Below are 15,838 nucleotides of genomic sequence, written 5' to 3' on the forward strand. Positions count from 1 at the left end.
TCGCTCATTTGCGACTTCCTTATGTTAACATCTTCGTTTTTCGATGTCAACTAGGTTTTTCAATTTCTTTTTTGCCGTTTTCTGCGTTTCCGCATCAGCGACGGTTATTAATTTATCATATACTAACTATTAACGTCAACACTTTTTAATAAAAATTTCTTTTTCTTACATAACGAATACATTCTTCTGCATTAGCAACTCTCCGAAACAAACAAAAAATGATTTTATATCTTTCTTCCATCGCTTTTTTTACAACGTCATGAATACGCTCATCTTCAAAATCAAATAAAAGTTCCTCTAACTCTCTCTTCAATATGTATTCCATTTCTTTTCTTTCTTCTTTCGTCAACATAAGTCCAAGCAAATCATCACCTCAATATTCCCTTACAGAGCAATAAACGTTCCGCTCATTTTCAGTTTTCAAAAACAAATCACCAAAATCCTATCATTCATTATATCCACTACTTACGATGTTAATCCCTTGTTCTCTTTTTTCTATTCTAAGCATATATGTAACTGAAAAGGATTGGACAAAGGGGCGTAATATTATGTTTTTCTTTTTTATTACGAGTAAAAGTACTTTTAAACGCATTAGCTTAATAGTGATACTTTCCTTATTTACGGCATGGCTTCTCTTTTTAAAAACATATTCACATGAGTCTGCTTTTTCAACTGCTACAGGACCTAAGGTGATTTACAAAGGAGACACGGCTAAAAAACAAGTTGCATTCACATTTGATATTAGTTGGGGAGACAAAAAAGCTATACCAATCCTTGATACACTTAAAGAAAGAGATATTAAGAATGCAACCTTCTTCCTTTCTGGTGCATGGGCAGAAAGACACCCTGATATTGTTGAACGCATCATAAAAGATGGACATGAAATCGGTAGTATGGGCTATAATTACACGTCTTACACTTCTCTAGAGACAAATGAAATACGAAGAGATCTTTTGCGAGCACAAGATGTTTTCACAAAACTCGGTGTAAAACAAGTCAAGCTATTACGTCCACCTAGTGGAGACTTTAACAAAGCAACCCTAAAAATCGCAGAATCACTCGGATACACTGTCGTTCATTGGAGTAATAATTCGAATGATTGGAAAAACCCAGGTGTAAATAATATTGTTTCTACCGTCTCTAATAATTTAAAAGGTGGAGATATCGTCCTACTACATGCATCCGACTCTGCTCTTCAAACAAACAAAGCTTTACCGCTGCTTTTACAAAAATTAAAAAGTGATGGCTACGAGCAAATATCCGTATCACAGCTTATTTCCAACACCAGTACCAAAAGTGAAGATGTAAAGTAGTTCCTTCCCTACTAGCCTTCACGCATAAAAAGCTCTACTACCTTTCGATAAGGTAATAGAGCTTTTTTCATCCCACTATCCCAGATAGCACAACTACTACTGCTTACAAATTCAAAAGACCTCTTTCAATTAAGCAGATTTACTCGTTTTTCCGATTAAACGATGTAGTATAAGTAACTGATATGCATTACATAATAAAAGTGGTATAACCATTAAATATAACCAATCTGTATCATTGATCCGAAGCGCCGGTACCCATTCAAGAATTGTTACAACAACCATAAAGAACAGAGCGGGCACAAATGCTTTTTTATTCGTTTCTTTACTTTTTACATAAGCGACAATCGCCCCAAACACAAATAACATTCCTGCAACAAGTATGTTATTCCCTAATGAAACTTCCCCATTTGCAATAAGTACAGATCTTAAATACACGAAATCAAATAATACAAATGCAATAAAGAAAAGCTGGACTGCATTCCATAAAGAAGATGAGCGGAACATCCCTAGTCCGAAACGATGGATTGTTAAATATGCAAAGAACCCCATTTGACTTATAACACTAAAAATAAACCCTACACCCATCAACCAGAAAGAAACTGCTAGAATTTCCTTTCCGTCGAAATTTTGAAAAAATTTAGCGTACTTGTCCCACTCCAATACAAACCCGATAATGACCGTACTTATCCCACCAAGAAACAACGTCGTAAAAAATAGTCGTACCCACTTGCGGCTATTCACAACACATCCCCCATTATTCTTATATTTCTAATTAAATTGTATCAATGACAATTTCAAAAAGCTAGCCATGTTCATGTATAAATTCCTTAAAGATATTTATATTAAAAAAAGAGAACTGTGCTGAAAGGAGTTCCAACTTATGAAACGGATGCTACTCATTTTCGTTTCTTCATTTCTACTTATCGCACTTGTAGCATGTGCACAAGGAAAAGAAACGAAATCCGAACTAGATTACGATCAAACAAAGAAAATGATTGTTGATATTTTAAAAACGGATCAAGGTAAGAAAGCCATTCAAGATGTATTAACTGATGAGAAGATGAAACAAGCACTCATACTAGATGAAACAGTAGTAAAGAAAACGATTGAAGATGCACTGGTATCCGACAAAGGGCAGCAATTCTGGGAAAAGCTCTTTAAAGACCCTGAGTTCTCATCGAAATTCGCTAAAAGTATGGGGAAAGAACAAACAAATTTAATGAAAACCTTATTAAAAGACCCTGAATACCAAGCAGGCGTTATAGAAATTATGAAAAATCCTGAAGTAGAGAAAATAATGTTGCAAACAATGAAAAGTAAAGAATATCGTCAATATTTACAACAAGTACTAACAGAAACTGCTGAAAGCCCACTCTTCCAAGCTAAGATGATTGATATCATTAGTAAAGGTGTACAGAAGGCTGAAAAAGGCGGATCTGATAAGAAAGAAGCAGGCGGTGACGGTGGCTCTCAAGATAAGAAGGAACAACAGTAAAAATAATAACTATAATAATGAGTGGACAATATATACATTGCCCACTCATTATTACCTTTCAACGCTATTAACAGATAGCAAGACTCCCTCTGCAAGAGATCCACTCTGCCTCCACTAATTAAAGTTTCATTTTATTTTTGTATAACGGCTGTTTTATCAATTACTGTCTCAGCTATCTTACTATAAATAATGCCCGTTGTATGTGTATCTTCATATACCGACGGAGCAAAGTCCTCTTTATTCCAATCAGGTTGTTGAAGCGGAATGCGGCCAAGTACCTCAGTTTGTAATTCGGCAGCTAATTTATCTCCACCGCCTCTTCCAAATACATACTCTTTCTCACCAGTTACCTTGCTTTCAAAATATGCCATGTTCTCAACGACACCGAGAATACTATGCTCCGTACGCAATGCCATCGCTCCAGCACGCGCTGCTACAAATGCCGCTGTTGGATGAGGCGTCGTTACAATAATCTCTTTGCAAGATGGCAACATTGAGTGTACATCTAACGCAACATCACCTGTACCTGGCGGAAGATCTAGCACTAAATAATCTAAATCGCCCCATTCTACTTCTGTGAAGAAGTGGTTTAACATTTTCCCAAGCATAGGTCCTCTCCAAATAACCGGTGCATTATCTTCTACAAAGAATCCCATTGAGATTACCTTCACGCCTAGACGCTCCACCGGAATTATCTTATCACCTCTTACGATAGGACGTTTTTCAATCCCCATCATGTCTGGCACACTAAAGCCGTAAATATCCGCATCAATAATACCAACTTTTTTTCCTAAACGAGCTAAAGAAACTGCAAGGTTAACGGAAACGGTTGATTTTCCCACTCCACCTTTTCCACTCGCTACTGCTAAAAATGTCGTTTTTGAATTCGGTGACAATAAAGATTCACTTTGCTCCTCTTCTTGTTGTGGTACCAACTGAGCCAATTCCTCTTCTGTAAACTCTGCAAAACGAAGCCCCACTGTTGCTGCTCCTAGTTCTTTTACTAACTTTACAATTCCAGACTGCAACTGCATTTGTTCCGCTGTACCAGTTTTTGCAATTGCAATTTTTACACTCACATGTTCCTTCTCAGGTTTGACTGTTACCTCTTTAATTGCATTTGTTTCTTTTAACGTTTTATGTAAAAACGGATCTACAACCCCTTCTAACGCTTCCACTACTTGCTCTTTCGTTACCATAATTAGCCCAGCCCCCTGTATGAAAAATAACACAATGTTATTTAAGCTTCTCTTTTTATTCTTTAAATAAATACGTTTACATTTCTAGTATAACATATTTTCCGAAAACTTCGTTAATGAGAGAAACTCAAAAAATCCTCCTTAATCTGGAGGATTTCCTTTTTCAGTGAAATAACGTAATATACCACGATATATAGCAGCTGCTACTTTTTGCTGATATTTCTCCGAATTTAACATATACCTTTCATTCACATTCGATAAAAACCCTGCTTCAATTAAAGCACCTGGTGTTTTCGCATACTTTAATAAATATACATGAGAAATCGTTTTAGCAGAACGATCCGTATTCTCTAAACTCGTTCTCAGTTCAGCTTGTATAAATTTCGCAGCGCGTTCATTTTCAATTAAAGAACGGTAGTAGAACGTTTGTGCCCCTTTAGATCCACTACTAGTTAAAGCGTTTAAATGAATACTCGCAAAGAAGTCGACATCTGGTTTATTAATAATCTCCACACGCCTTCTTAAATCCTCCGCTTTACGCCTACTATACGACTTTGTATCTTTGTTAGCTAAATCATAATCTCCTTCACGCGTTAAAATAACTAATGCACCTTGCTCCTGTAAATAATCTTGTACTTTTTTTGTAATTTCAAGAGTAATGTCTTTTTCTATAATATCTTTTCCACCAACTGCTCCTCCGTCTGGCCCACCATGCCCCGCGTCTAATACAATTACTTTCCCTGATAAGGGTAAATTCCAAGCTCGCCACGATTTTGTAATTTGAAACTCTTGTTTGACCAAAAAAAACAAAACAACCGCAGCGAGTGCAAAAGAGATAATTCGAATTCTCTTCATACCTTTCCTCCTCCAGCTAGTCCCTCTAATTACTTATATGGGACAAGAGGAAAGTTTATGCTTGTCTTAATGAAGCTTTAATCGATATCTTCTTTCACCTTTTTCATACCCTTCCTGCCACCATAAGCCGATAAACTGCTGACAAGATTCAAAAAGTAATTCCTCATCTTTTAATTTAATTTCTCGTATAGCCATACTCGTTAAAAATTGAAATAGCGTTTCAGTTAATTGTTGCTCTTCTTCTAAGGCCCTATATTTCACATCAAAGAACGATTCACCATAATAACCAAACTTACTATATCTCGCTCCTAATAAATAAGACTCTATCCCTAGTTCAATACAGTAATCTTCATACTGACGATGCAGTTCTTGCATCTGAAAGGCATCACGAATATTTGAACGTAATGTTTTTAATGATAATTCTCTCAGCATCTTCCGCTCGTATTTTAACTGCTTTTCTTTTTGTTTTTCTTGTAAGCTGACAATGACATTCATAGTACTTATAAACCTCCCTAATACGTATTAGTCTAAACTTCTAAAGAAGAAGCATACGCACGGCGGTAGCACTAAAATATTCCAAACTACAAAAATTACAAAAGAGGAATTAAACATAAAAAAACCCCAACCAAAATGGTTGGGGTTTGTAGTTCGCAAAAATTAACGTTTTGAGAACTGAGGTGCACGACGTGCGCCTTTAAGACCGTATTTTTTACGCTCTTTCATACGTGCGTCACGAGTTAATAGACCTGCACGTTTTAGTGTTAGACGGTATTCTGGATCAGCTTTTAATAAAGCGCGAGAAATACCGTGACGAATAGCACCAGCTTGACCAGTGTATCCACCACCATTTACGTTTACAAGTACATCGTAGTTACCTAAAGTTTCTGTTGCAACTAGAGGTTGTTTCACTACTTCACGTAATGCAGCAAATGGGATATAGTTTTCAAAATCACGACCGTTAATGATAACGCGTCCTTCGCCTGGAACTAGGCGTACGCGCGCTACTGAACTCTTACGACGTCCAGTGCCATAGTATTGAACCTGTGCCAAAGTAAGCCCTCCTTTAATTGATTATCCGCGAAGTTCGTAAACTTCTGGTTTTTGTGCTTGGTGTGGATGCTCTGCTCCAGCATACACGTTTAGTTTCTTAGAAACTTGACGGCCTAAGCGTCCTTTTGGAAGCATGCCTTTAATTGCAAGCTCTAACATTTGTACAGGGTAGTTTGTACGCATTTCTAGAGCTGTTCTTTGTTTAAGTCCACCTGGGTGGTTAGTGTGACGGTAGTAAATTTTATCGTTTAATTTATTACCTGTTAAATGAATTTTCTCAGCGTTAATAATAATTACATGATCACCCGTGTCAACGTGTGGTGTAAATGTAGGTTTGTTTTTACCACGTAAAATGGATGCTACTTCACTAGCAAGGCGACCTAAAGTTTGACCTTCAGCATCAACCACATACCATTTACGCTCAACTTCGTTAGCTTTTGCCATAAAAGTCGTACGCATGTGTTTCCCTCCTCGTTATCTTTTCCATAGAAAAAATCTATTGTTTATCTTAAACACGATTTCCTTCCGGGGCTAATCGTGGTTTTAGAAACAATACCATATGTTATGATATACTTTTGAGTTTCTAATGTCAAGCAAATGTTACACCAGGATTAGTTGTTATAGTTTACCTGCCATAAGTAAAGTCCATGACCTGGAGCCATCTTTCCAGCAAACTGACGATTTTGTTTCGCTAAAATCTCTGGAATGCTATCAGAATCAAGCTTTCCTTGCCCTACGCTAAGTAACGTACCAACAATAATTCTGACCATATTATATAAAAATCCATTACCTACAAAACGAAAAATTAATTCATCGTCTTGCTCAATTAACTCGATTTCATAAATTGTTCGCACTTTATCTTTTTTGTCAGTTTTTGCCGAACAAAAAGAAGTAAAATCATGTGTGCCAACAAAATAAGGAATAGCTTTCCTTATAGATTCTATTTGAATTGGGTAAGGATATTGATATACATAATTTCTACGGAATACATCCGCAGTCTTAGATAATAATACACGATAACGATATTCTTTTCTCTCGACACCGTAACGTGCATGAAATTCTTCTGTTTTTTTCTCTACTTGCCTGATGACAATATCATCTGGCAACATTGTGTTTAAAGCATTACTCCATTGCCACTCTTCAAGAGACAAAGGTGTATCAAAGTGTATCACTTGTCCTTTTGCATGAACGGTAGAATCCGTTCTGCCCGATGCCTGAACACGAACAAGTTCTCCCTTATGCAATTTCTGCAATGCTTTTTCTATCTCTTGTTGAACAGTACGATGCTGCGGCTGAATTTGATAACCATAAAAATGCATGCCATCATATGCAACCGTACATTTTATTCTATCCATTTCTCTATTCTCCATTACGATCGCACCCATGCCAAAATACAAGCTACACAAAGTAAGCTTATAATTGTTACTGTATCACTTGTTTTCCAGCGTAGTTGCCTAAATTTAGTACGTCCTTCGCCACTTTGATATCCACGGGCTTCCATCGCAATTGCTAAGTCCTCTGCACGCTTAAAAGCACTAATAAATAGCGGGACGAGTAATGAGATAATAGCTTTCATCCTATCTTTTATCGGTCCCCCTGCGAAATCAATACCACGGGACGCTTGTGCTTTCATAATTTTACTCGTTTCATCCATTAATGTCGGGATAAAACGGAGTGAAATTGACATCATTAATGCGATTTCATGAACAGGAACTTTTATACGTTTCAACGGCTTTAATAACGTCTCCAGACCATCTGTAATTTCAATAGGTGTCGTTGTTAACGTTAATAATGTCGTCATTAAAATAATAACGAAGAATCGTATAGAAATGTATATTCCTTGCTCTAATCCTTTTTCATGTATCGAAAACCAACCAAGCTGGAATAGTACATCTCCTTCTTTATTTGTAAAAATATGCAGGAAAAATGTAAAAAGAAAAATCCATAAAATTGGTTTTAAGCCCGAAAGTACATAACGAATCGGCACTTTTGCAAAAAATAAAGCAATGAGTGCATATAAAAATAAAAATCCATATGAAATCGCATTATTTGCTAAGAAAACAACAAATACATATAAAAAGACAATCAGCAGCTTCGTACGTGGATCAAGTTGATGAATAAGTGAATTCCCTGGAATATATCTCCCAATAATCAACTGCTGCATGATTTATGACCACCTTTTCGTAACACCTGCACAACTTCATGAGTAAGATCCTCTAAAGATAAGGTAGCCTTTGGAATTAAAATACCAAACTTCTCTTCAATTGCACGTTTATACTTTAAAGACATCGGAAGATCCACGCCTATTTTCTCTAATTCATCAGCATGTGAAAATACTTCCTCTGCACTTCCTTGCAAAAAGACCGTTCCTTTATGCATGACCACGATTTGATCTGCATACTTAGCAGCATCCTCCATATTATGTGTAACAAGAATGACTGTAAGCCCCTGCTCTTTATGCAGCTTATAAAACATCTCCATGAGCTCGTGCTGTCCTTTCGGATCAAGCCCTGCTGTAGGCTCATCTAATACAAGCACTTCGGGTTCCATCGCAAGTACGCCTGCTATTGCAACACGTCTCATTTGCCCACCACTTAACTCAAACGGAGAACGTGCTAATAACTCTATGTCCAATCCAACAAGCTGGATTGCATCTTTCGCCTTTTGTTTCGCCTCTTCTTCAGATACACCGAAATTAGTAGGTCCAAAACAAATATCCTTCTCAACAGTCTCTTCAAATAGCTGATGTTCTGGGAACTGAAAGACAACCCCTACTTTTTTTCGTAGTGGCTTAAGTTTCTTTTCTTTCTTCCCTGCTGAAATTAAATGTTCACCAATTTGAACCGTACCATTTGTCGGCTGCAATAAACCATTTAAATGTTGAATCATCGTCGACTTACCTGAACCAGTATGACCGATAATGGCATAATAGCCCCCACTTGGAAACGACACGTCTACATCATAAAGTGCGCGTCTTTCAAATGGAGTTTTATATTGATAACGATGTTCTACTTTTTGGAATGTAATCTCCAAAGTTCGTTCACCAAGCTTTCCATTGTAAGATGCGTATTTTGCAAGAGGATTTCATTTCTTTTTAATAATTCTGCTATTTTTACTGAAAACGGTACATCTAATCCAATTTCTTGGAGCATATGAGAGGACTTGAAAATTTGCTCTGGAGTCCCTTCCTCTAATATTTCTCCCTTATTTAAAATAATGACACGGTCTGACTGTGCCGCTTCTTCTAAATCGTGCGTAATTGATAACACCGTAATACCTTTTTGATTAACAAGTTGTCTAACCGTTTCTACTACTTCGCGTCTTCCTTGAGGATCTAGCATTGAAGTTGCTTCATCTAGTATTAAAATAGATGGTTGAAGTGCTAAAACGCCTGCTATTGCGACTCGCTGCTTTTGTCCACCAGATAACGAATGGGGTTCATCATTAAGAAAGTCTTCCATACGGACCAATTGCAGAGCCTGTTCTAATCTTTCTATCATCTGCTCCCTTGGCATTCCGATATTCTCTAAGCCAAATACAACGTCATCTTGTACTGTTGTTCCAACAAATTGATTATCTGGGTTTTGAAATACCATTCCAATTTGTTTTCGAACATCCCATACCGTTTCTTCTGATAAAACCATTGTATCATTCACAGTAATTGTCCCTGATTCCGGCAAAAACAAACCGTTCAATAATTTTGCAAGTGTAGACTTCCCTGAACCGTTTTGTCCAATAACAGATACCCATTCTCCCTCATATAAGGCAAATGAAACATCTTTTAATGCATAAGTGGCTGCCCCAGGATATTGAAATGATATATTTTCTGTCCGAAGTTTCTCTTTTTTCAATACAAGGCACCCTTTCCTTCGCCAAGTTAGCCTATTTTTATATTTAAAAAAAAGGGCCATGACCAGTTTCTTGAAAAGAACTGTCCTGCCCTTTTAATTATCATTATACTAACTCGATAATTACCATTGGTGCTGCGTCTCCGCGACGTGGACCAATTTTTGCAATACGAGTGTATCCGCCTTGGCGCTCAGCATAGCGTGGAGCTACATCAGCGAATAATTTTTGAAGTGCATCTTGACCAGTCTCAGCGTTAGCAACTTCATTGCGAATGAAAGCTGCTGCTTGACGACGAGCATGAAGATCTCCGCGTTTACCTAAAGTGATCATTTTTTCCACTACAGAACGAAGTTCTTTTGCACGAGTTTCTGTCGTTTGGATGCGCTCGTTGATAATTAAATCAGTAGCTAAATCACGTAACATAGCTTTACGTTGCGCACTTGTACGGCCTAATTTTCTGTATGCCATTCGTAGTTCCCTCCTTTGTTGATGGGTTTAAATCCTCAGTCGTCTTTACGTAAACCTAAACCTAATTCCTCAAGTTTATGTTTAACTTCTTCTAAGGATTTACGTCCTAAGTTACGAACTTTCATCATATCTTCTTCTGTTTTGTTCGCAAGCTCTTGTACAGTATTAATTCCTGCACGTTTTAGGCAATTATAAGAACGAACAGAAAGATCTAGTTCTTCGATAGTCATCTCAAGAACTTTCTCTTTTTGATCTTCTTCCTTCTCGACCATAATCTCAGCATTTTGTGCTTCATCAGTTAAACCAACAAAGATATTTAAATGCTCAGTTAAGATTTTGGCACCTAAAGAGATAGCTTCTTTTGGCCCGATGCTTCCATCCGTCCATACATCAAGCGTAAGCTTATCATAATTAGCCACTTGTCCGACACGTGTCTTTTCCACTTGGTAAGTAACACGTGATACTGGAGTATAAATAGAATCAATAGGAATTACTCCTATTGGTTGATCTTCGCTTTTATTTGCATCAGCTGGCGTATACCCACGGCCACGCTTTGCAGTTAAACGCACGCGGAAATGCGCATCTTTTGCTAACGTTGCAATGTGTAAATCTGGATTTAAGATTTCTACATCACTGTCGTGAGTAATATCAGCAGCTGTGACAATACCTTCGCCCTGCACATCAATTTCCAACGTCTTCTCTTCTTCAGAGTAGATTTTAAGAGCTAACTTTTTCAAGTTTAAGATGATCGTCGTAACGTCTTCTACTACGCCCTCAACTGTTGAAAATTCATGTAATACGCCATCGATTTGGATAGCAGTAACAGCGGCACCAGGGAGTGAGGATAAAAGAATACGACGCAAGGAGTTACCCAAAGTAGTACCATATCCACGCTCAAGCGGTTCAATTACGAATTTACCATATTTAGCATCTTCGTTAAGTTCAACCGTTTCGATTTTCGGCTTTTCGATTTCAATCATTAACTAAACCCTCCTTCAAAACGTCGAAACCCCGGTTAAACAAAGGTATACCCCTTTGATTAACCGAAAGTCCCCCTTAGGCAGTTCCCGATTGTGCACAACAAGCGATGTTTCTGTACGAAATTTCTCGATAATGCATCATATCCATTATAGACAAAAGGGAAAATTCTATACAGAAAAATTACACACGACGACGTTTTGGTGGACGACATCCATTATGAGGAACTGGAGTAACATCTCTAATTGCTGTTACTTCTAGACCTGCAGCTTGAAGAGCACGAATTGCAGCTTCACGACCAGCACCAGGACCTTTAACAGTAACCTCTAAAGTTTTTAAACCGTGCTCCATTGCAACTTTAGCAGCAGCTTCAGCAGCCATTTGCGCAGCGAATGGAGTAGACTTACGAGATCCACGGAAACCAAGTGCACCAGCACTAGACCAAGAAAGTGCGTTACCATGAGTATCTGTAAGTGTTACGATTGTGTTGTTGAAAGTAGAACGAATATGAGCTATACCAGCTTCAATATTCTTTTTCACACGTTTTTTACGAGTGTTTGTTTTACGTGCCATTGTTAGTTCAACCTCCTTTACTTATTATTTCTTTTTATTTGCTACTGTACGACGTGGACCTTTACGTGTACGAGCATTGTTTTTAGAGTTTTGACCACGAACTGGTAAACCACGACGGTGACGAAGACCACGGTAAGAACCGATCTCCATTAGACGTTTAATGTTAAGAGATACTTCACGACGAAGGTCTCCCTCAACTTTAATACGATCGATAACATCACGGATACGTCCTAGTTCGTCTTCCGTTAAATCACGAACTCGTGTTTCTGAAGAAATACCAGCTTCAGTAAGAATTTTTTCAGCAGTTGTGCGACCAATGCCGAATACGTAAGTTAAAGAAATAACAACGCGTTTGTCTCGAGGAATATCTACACCTGCGATACGTGCCATTCTGAATGCACCTCCTTCTGATTAACCTTGTTTTTGTTTATGTTTAGGGTTTTCACAAATAACCATTACTTTTCCACGTCTACGAATAACTTTACATTTTTCGCAGATTGGTTTAACTGACGGTCTTACTTTCATGTCTCGAACCTCCTTAAAGATTACGGAGTGCTATATTATTTAAAACGGTACGTAATACGACCACGATTTAAATCGTACGGAGATAATTCTACCGTAACTTTGTCTCCTGGTAAAATACGAATGAAATTCATACGGATTTTACCAGAAACGTGAGCCAATACGACATGCCCATTCTCTAATTCTACTTTGAACATAGCATTTGGCAACGTTTCAAGAACGGTACCTTCGACTTCAATTACATCATCTTTAGCCATTCAATAGTTCTCCCTTCTTCAAATCAGTAACATTTTACACTGCTCTGAAATCCCGGAGAGCCAGCTACTTATAAAGTGGTAAGGATTTCGTATCCTGCTTCTGTAAGAGCAATCGTGTGCTCAAAATGGGCACACCATTTACCATCTACCGTTACCACTGTCCAGTCATCAGATAGTGTTTTTACATATCGTCTTCCTTGATTCACCATCGGCTCAACACAGATGACCATTCCCGGCTTTAATCTAGGGCCTCTATTTGGTGGACCATAGTGCGGGATTTGAGGGTCCTCATGTAAGTCTTGCCCGATTCCGTGACCAACATACTCCCTAACGATCGAGAATCCATTCTCTTCAGCATGGGTTTGAACCGCATGTGAGATATTTGATAATCTTTCGCCTGGTTTTACTTGTTCTAGACCAAGATACAACGATTTTTCTGTGACATCAAGTAGCTTTTGAACAGATTCAGAAATGTTTCCAACTGGATACGTCCATGCAGAATCTCCATGGTACCCATTGTATTTCGCACCAATATCGATACTGATGATATCGCCCTCTTCGAGCTTGCGCTTCCCTGGAATTCCGTGTACAAGCTCTTCATTTACAGAAGCACATATGCTCCCCGGAAATCCGTTGTATCCTTTAAAAGATGGCGTAGCACCATATTTTCGAATCGTATTTTCCGCTATTTGATCGAGCTCTTTCGTTGTAATTCCTGGAGTAATATGCTGTTTCAACTCTTGATGAGTTAAAGCAACGATCCTGCCAGCTTCTCGCATGATTTCTATCTCGCGAGGAGTTTTGCAGATGATCATTACGCTAAGCCTCCGATGAGAACATCGATATCAGCAAATACTTTATTGATATCTTGCTCACCATTAATGCTTTGTAAGTAACCAAGCTCCTCATAGAAATCAAGCAAAGGTTTTGTTTGCTTAATATTTACATCTAAACGATTTGCTACAGTTTCTTCATTGTCATCAGAGCGTTGATATAATTCGCCACCACATTTATCGCACACGTCAGCTTTTGCTGGCGGATTGAATTCTAAGTGGTAAGTCGCACCGCACTCTTTACAAATGCGACGGCCTGTAAGGCGTTTTAATAACAACCCTGAATCCACATTAATGTTTAAAACATAGTCGATTTTTTTGCCAAGATCTTTCATAATCTCTTCAAGAGCTGATGCTTGTGCAACAGTTCGTGGGAAACCGTCTAGTAAGAAGCCTCTTACGCAGTCTTCTTGACTTAAACGTTCACGAACGATTCCGATTGTCACTTCATCTGGTACAAGAGCACCTTTATCAATAAAAGATTTTGCTTGTAAGCCCATTTCAGTTTCAGCCTTCATAGCTGCACGGAACATATCTCCTGTTGAAATGTGAGGGATGTTATACTTGGCAACAATCTGTTCGGCTTGTGTACCTTTACCAGCACCAGGAAGCCCCATTAAAATTAAGTTCATCCTTGTTCCCCCTCAGTACATGAGCATGTAGGGAAGACAATTCTTCCCACTTACTCACTGCTTGATAAACCCTTTGTAATGGCGTTTTACTAATTGGCTTTCTAGCTGCTTCATTGTTTCTAAAGCAACGCCGACAACGATTAACATACTCGTTCCGCCAATCTGTGCAGATGGAGGAAGATTTCCCAATTTCGTAAAGATAACTGGTAAGATTGCAATCGCTGCTAGGAAAATTGATCCTACAAAGGTCAAACGATACAAAATTTTTGTTAGATATTGTTCTGTATTCTTACCCGGACGAATACCTGGAACATATCCACCTTGCTTATTTAGATTCTCTGACATTTGCTCTGGATTAACCTGAACAAATGCATAGAAATATGTGAAGGCTACAATGAGCGCAACATATATAATCATTCCCACAGGGTGAGAATAGTTAAAGTTTGCAATAATCCACTGCGATACATCATGATCCGGGAAGAACTGTGCAATAGTTGGAGGTGTAATTAAGAATGAAACAGCAAAAATGACTGGAATAACACCCGCACTATTTACCTTAAGCGGTAAATGTGTGTTTTGTGCTCCAGCATGATTCCCATTCGCTCCTGTTACACGCTTCGCATATTGAATTGGGATCTTTCTAACAGCCTGTTGGATGAAAATAACACCCACAACAACTGCTAGCACAGCTAGTAAAATCAATGCAACTTTAACGATACTCATGAACATTTGATCTCCGATATTTTTAAACTGTTGCTGATACACTTGAGATATAACACTTGGGATCGCTGCGGCAATACCAGCAAAGATAAGAATGGAAATACCATTACCTACACCTTTAGCAGTAATCTGTTCGCCTAACCACATTAAAAATGCAGTACCAGCAGTCAGTACCGTAGCAATGTATAAATAAGTGCTCCAACCTGGATTCAAAATTAATTGTCCACCTACCATACCGTTAAAACCGATTGACATACCAAACCCCTGAATAAACGCAAGAACAATTGTAAAGTAACGCGTGAATTGCGTTAATTTACGACGGCCCATTTCGCCTTGCTTCGACCATTCCGAAAATTTAGGAACAACATCCATCTGCAATAATTGCACGATGATGGATGCTGTGATATACGGCATGATTCCCATCGCAAAGATGGAAAAGTTTTTCAAGGCTCCACCGCCAAATGTATTTAGGATACCTAAAGCATTTAATTGATCTTGTGCCTTCAGTACGTCTCCATTTGTAAATGGCACGGGGATAAACGTGCCAATCCTGAATACGACTAACATCGCTAAAGTGAAAAATATTTTACGTCTTATCTCAGCAACGCGCATAAAGTTGGAGATTGTACGAAACATTAGATCACCTCAACTGATCCGCCAGCTGCTTCAATTGCTTCTTTAGCACTTGAAGAGAACTTGTGCGCTTTAACAGTTAATTTTTTCTCTACTGCTCCGCTTGCAAGAATTTTAACACCGTCGTTTAACTTGCTGATAACGCCAGTTTCCAGCAATAATTCAGGTGTTACTTCTGTACCATCTTCAAAACGATTTAACGTTGATAAGTTTACAATAGTAAACTCTTTACGGTTAATGTTTGTGAAGCCGCGTTTTGGTAAACGACGGAATAATGGAGTTTGACCACCTTCGAAGCCAAGACGAACACCGCCACCAGAACGTGCGTTTTGTCCTTTATGACCTTTACCAGCAGTTTTACCGTTACCAGAACCGATACCACGACCGACACGGTTACGTACTTTACGAGAACCTTCTGCAGGTTTTAATTCATGAAGTTTCATTCCCAGGCACCTCCTTAT

23 protein-coding genes are annotated in these 15,838 nt (G+C 38.4%); 2 read left to right on the plus strand and 21 right to left on the minus strand.

What is annotated here, in order from left to right; translation table 11 throughout:
• Positions 1-145 precede the first annotated feature (145 nt).
• Positions 146-364, minus strand: a complete 219-nt coding sequence (locus tag COI75_RS00010) for a hypothetical protein (protein ID WP_000901144.1) — start codon at positions 362-364, stop codon at positions 146-148.
• Between the two features lie 184 nt (positions 365-548).
• On the opposite strand from COI75_RS00010, the gene pdaB reads away from it, so the two are divergent.
• Positions 549-1,313 carry a polysaccharide deacetylase family sporulation protein PdaB gene (pdaB, locus tag COI75_RS00015; RefSeq protein WP_000464725.1) on the plus strand — a complete coding sequence of 255 codons (765 nt, stop codon included), beginning with the start codon at positions 549-551 and terminating at the stop codon, positions 1,311-1,313.
• Between the two features lie 129 nt (positions 1,314-1,442).
• Here pdaB and kbaA read toward each other — a convergent pair whose 3' ends face one another.
• Positions 1,443-2,054, minus strand: a complete 612-nt coding sequence (kbaA, locus tag COI75_RS00020) for a KinB signaling pathway activation protein KbaA (protein WP_001088507.1) — start codon at positions 2,052-2,054, stop codon at positions 1,443-1,445.
• A 139-nt stretch (positions 2,055-2,193) separates the two neighbouring features.
• Between kbaA and gerD the strand changes: the two genes are divergently transcribed.
• The gene (gerD, locus tag COI75_RS00025; protein ID WP_000827514.1) at positions 2,194-2,808 is read left to right on the plus strand and encodes a spore germination lipoprotein GerD; all 615 of its coding nucleotides are present in this window, start codon (positions 2,194-2,196) and stop codon (positions 2,806-2,808) included.
• 131 nt (positions 2,809-2,939) lie between these two features.
• Here gerD and COI75_RS00030 read toward each other — a convergent pair whose 3' ends face one another.
• The 19 genes from COI75_RS00030 to rplO form a co-directional block, all read right to left on the minus strand.
• Positions 2,940-4,007, minus strand: a complete 1,068-nt coding sequence (locus COI75_RS00030) for an Mrp/NBP35 family ATP-binding protein (protein ID WP_000256633.1) — start codon at positions 4,005-4,007, stop codon at positions 2,940-2,942.
• Between the two features lie 141 nt (positions 4,008-4,148).
• Positions 4,149-4,862: an N-acetylmuramoyl-L-alanine amidase CwlD gene (gene cwlD, locus COI75_RS00035; protein ID WP_000822440.1), complete on the minus strand. Its 714-nt coding sequence runs from the start codon at positions 4,860-4,862 to the stop codon at positions 4,149-4,151.
• Positions 4,863-4,928: 66 nt separating this feature from the next.
• Positions 4,929-5,357 (minus strand): DUF2521 family protein, encoded by a 429-nt coding sequence (locus tag COI75_RS00040; RefSeq protein WP_001101004.1) that lies wholly within the window; start codon positions 5,355-5,357, stop codon positions 4,929-4,931.
• A gap of 162 nt (positions 5,358-5,519) precedes the next feature.
• Positions 5,520-5,912, minus strand: a complete 393-nt coding sequence (gene rpsI / locus COI75_RS00045; protein ID WP_000079986.1) for a 30S ribosomal protein S9 — start codon at positions 5,910-5,912, stop codon at positions 5,520-5,522.
• Between the two features lie 21 nt (positions 5,913-5,933).
• Positions 5,934-6,371 (minus strand): 50S ribosomal protein L13, encoded by a 438-nt coding sequence (gene rplM, locus COI75_RS00050; protein WP_001260793.1) that lies wholly within the window; start codon positions 6,369-6,371, stop codon positions 5,934-5,936.
• A 152-nt stretch (positions 6,372-6,523) separates the two neighbouring features.
• Entirely contained in the window at positions 6,524-7,267 is a 744-nt protein-coding gene (gene truA, locus COI75_RS00055; RefSeq protein WP_002096127.1) for a tRNA pseudouridine(38-40) synthase TruA, read from the minus strand.
• A gap of 14 nt (positions 7,268-7,281) precedes the next feature.
• Complete coding sequence (locus COI75_RS00060) at positions 7,282-8,076, minus strand: energy-coupling factor transporter transmembrane component T family protein (protein ID WP_001186523.1); 795 nt, start codon at positions 8,074-8,076, stop codon at positions 7,282-7,284.
• Positions 8,064-8,945 carry an energy-coupling factor ABC transporter ATP-binding protein gene (locus COI75_RS00065; RefSeq protein ID WP_000406527.1) on the minus strand — a complete coding sequence of 294 codons (882 nt, stop codon included), beginning with the start codon at positions 8,943-8,945 and terminating at the stop codon, positions 8,064-8,066. Before COI75_RS00065 ends, COI75_RS00060 begins: the two co-directional genes overlap by 13 nt.
• The gene (locus COI75_RS00070) at positions 8,921-9,763 is read right to left on the minus strand and encodes an energy-coupling factor ABC transporter ATP-binding protein (protein WP_000711770.1); all 843 of its coding nucleotides are present in this window, start codon (positions 9,761-9,763) and stop codon (positions 8,921-8,923) included. The genes COI75_RS00065 and COI75_RS00070 overlap by 25 nt, the downstream gene beginning before the upstream one ends.
• A gap of 103 nt (positions 9,764-9,866) precedes the next feature.
• A complete protein-coding gene (rplQ, locus tag COI75_RS00075) occupies positions 9,867-10,229 on the minus strand; it encodes a 50S ribosomal protein L17 (RefSeq protein ID WP_000331490.1) in 363 nt (120 codons plus the stop codon).
• Between the two features lie 35 nt (positions 10,230-10,264).
• Positions 10,265-11,209, minus strand: a complete 945-nt coding sequence (locus COI75_RS00080; RefSeq protein WP_000569643.1) for a DNA-directed RNA polymerase subunit alpha — start codon at positions 11,207-11,209, stop codon at positions 10,265-10,267.
• Between the two features lie 181 nt (positions 11,210-11,390).
• On the minus strand, positions 11,391-11,780 hold the full coding sequence (gene rpsK / locus COI75_RS00085) for a 30S ribosomal protein S11 (RefSeq protein ID WP_000101797.1): 390 nt from the start codon (positions 11,778-11,780) through the stop codon (positions 11,391-11,393).
• A gap of 24 nt (positions 11,781-11,804) precedes the next feature.
• Complete coding sequence (rpsM, locus tag COI75_RS00090; protein WP_000090792.1) at positions 11,805-12,170, minus strand: 30S ribosomal protein S13; 366 nt, start codon at positions 12,168-12,170, stop codon at positions 11,805-11,807.
• A 21-nt stretch (positions 12,171-12,191) separates the two neighbouring features.
• Positions 12,192-12,305: a 50S ribosomal protein L36 gene (gene rpmJ / locus COI75_RS00095; protein WP_000868344.1), complete on the minus strand. Its 114-nt coding sequence runs from the start codon at positions 12,303-12,305 to the stop codon at positions 12,192-12,194.
• Positions 12,306-12,340: 35 nt separating this feature from the next.
• The gene (gene infA / locus COI75_RS00100) at positions 12,341-12,559 is read right to left on the minus strand and encodes a translation initiation factor IF-1 (protein WP_001029884.1); all 219 of its coding nucleotides are present in this window, start codon (positions 12,557-12,559) and stop codon (positions 12,341-12,343) included.
• A 68-nt stretch (positions 12,560-12,627) separates the two neighbouring features.
• Complete coding sequence (gene map, locus COI75_RS00105) at positions 12,628-13,374, minus strand: type I methionyl aminopeptidase (RefSeq protein ID WP_000582543.1); 747 nt, start codon at positions 13,372-13,374, stop codon at positions 12,628-12,630.
• Positions 13,374-14,024, minus strand: coding sequence for an adenylate kinase (locus COI75_RS00110; protein ID WP_001048996.1), 651 nt, complete (start codon positions 14,022-14,024; stop codon positions 13,374-13,376). Before COI75_RS00110 ends, map begins: the two co-directional genes overlap by 1 nt.
• 54 nt (positions 14,025-14,078) lie before the next feature.
• Positions 14,079-15,380 (minus strand): preprotein translocase subunit SecY, encoded by a 1,302-nt coding sequence (gene secY / locus COI75_RS00115; protein ID WP_000490112.1) that lies wholly within the window; start codon positions 15,378-15,380, stop codon positions 14,079-14,081.
• On the minus strand, positions 15,380-15,820 hold the full coding sequence (gene rplO, locus COI75_RS00120) for a 50S ribosomal protein L15 (protein WP_000766083.1): 441 nt from the start codon (positions 15,818-15,820) through the stop codon (positions 15,380-15,382). Before rplO ends, secY begins: the two co-directional genes overlap by 1 nt.
• Positions 15,821-15,838: the final 18 nt, after the last annotated feature.

The sequence above is a fragment of the Bacillus cereus genome (assembly GCF_002564555.1).
In the GTDB taxonomy this organism is placed as follows: domain Bacteria; phylum Bacillota; class Bacilli; order Bacillales; family Bacillaceae_G; genus Bacillus_A; species Bacillus_A cereus_K.

Coding starts and splice junctions, on each gene's coding strand:
- rplO (WP_000766083.1), bottom strand. CDS start 15,820: ATGAAACTTCATGAATTAAAACCTGCAGAAGGTTCTCGTAAAGTACGT.
- truA (WP_002096127.1), bottom strand. CDS start 7,267: ATGGATAGAATAAAATGTACGGTTGCATATGATGGCATGCATTTTTAT.
- rpsM (WP_000090792.1), bottom strand. CDS start 12,170: ATGGCACGTATCGCAGGTGTAGATATTCCTCGAGACAAACGCGTTGTT.
- COI75_RS00060 (WP_001186523.1), bottom strand. CDS start 8,076: ATGCAGCAGTTGATTATTGGGAGATATATTCCAGGGAATTCACTTATT.
- secY (WP_000490112.1), bottom strand. CDS start 15,380: ATGTTTCGTACAATCTCCAACTTTATGCGCGTTGCTGAGATAAGACGT.
- COI75_RS00030 (WP_000256633.1), bottom strand. CDS start 4,007: ATGGTAACGAAAGAGCAAGTAGTGGAAGCGTTAGAAGGGGTTGTAGAT.
- rplQ (WP_000331490.1), bottom strand. CDS start 10,229: ATGGCATACAGAAAATTAGGCCGTACAAGTGCGCAACGTAAAGCTATG.
- COI75_RS00040 (WP_001101004.1), bottom strand. CDS start 5,357: ATGAATGTCATTGTCAGCTTACAAGAAAAACAAAAAGAAAAGCAGTTA.
- rpmJ (WP_000868344.1), bottom strand. CDS start 12,305: ATGAAAGTAAGACCGTCAGTTAAACCAATCTGCGAAAAATGTAAAGTT.
- infA (WP_001029884.1), bottom strand. CDS start 12,559: ATGGCTAAAGATGATGTAATTGAAGTCGAAGGTACCGTTCTTGAAACG.
- gerD (WP_000827514.1), top strand. CDS start 2,194: ATGAAACGGATGCTACTCATTTTCGTTTCTTCATTTCTACTTATCGCA.
- rplM (WP_001260793.1), bottom strand. CDS start 6,371: ATGCGTACGACTTTTATGGCAAAAGCTAACGAAGTTGAGCGTAAATGG.
- cwlD (WP_000822440.1), bottom strand. CDS start 4,862: ATGAAGAGAATTCGAATTATCTCTTTTGCACTCGCTGCGGTTGTTTTG.
- pdaB (WP_000464725.1), top strand. CDS start 549: ATGTTTTTCTTTTTTATTACGAGTAAAAGTACTTTTAAACGCATTAGC.
- map (WP_000582543.1), bottom strand. CDS start 13,374: ATGATCATCTGCAAAACTCCTCGCGAGATAGAAATCATGCGAGAAGCT.
- COI75_RS00110 (WP_001048996.1), bottom strand. CDS start 14,024: ATGAACTTAATTTTAATGGGGCTTCCTGGTGCTGGTAAAGGTACACAA.
- rpsK (WP_000101797.1), bottom strand. CDS start 11,780: ATGGCACGTAAAACAAACACTCGTAAAAAACGTGTGAAAAAGAATATT.
- COI75_RS00080 (WP_000569643.1), bottom strand. CDS start 11,209: ATGATTGAAATCGAAAAGCCGAAAATCGAAACGGTTGAACTTAACGAA.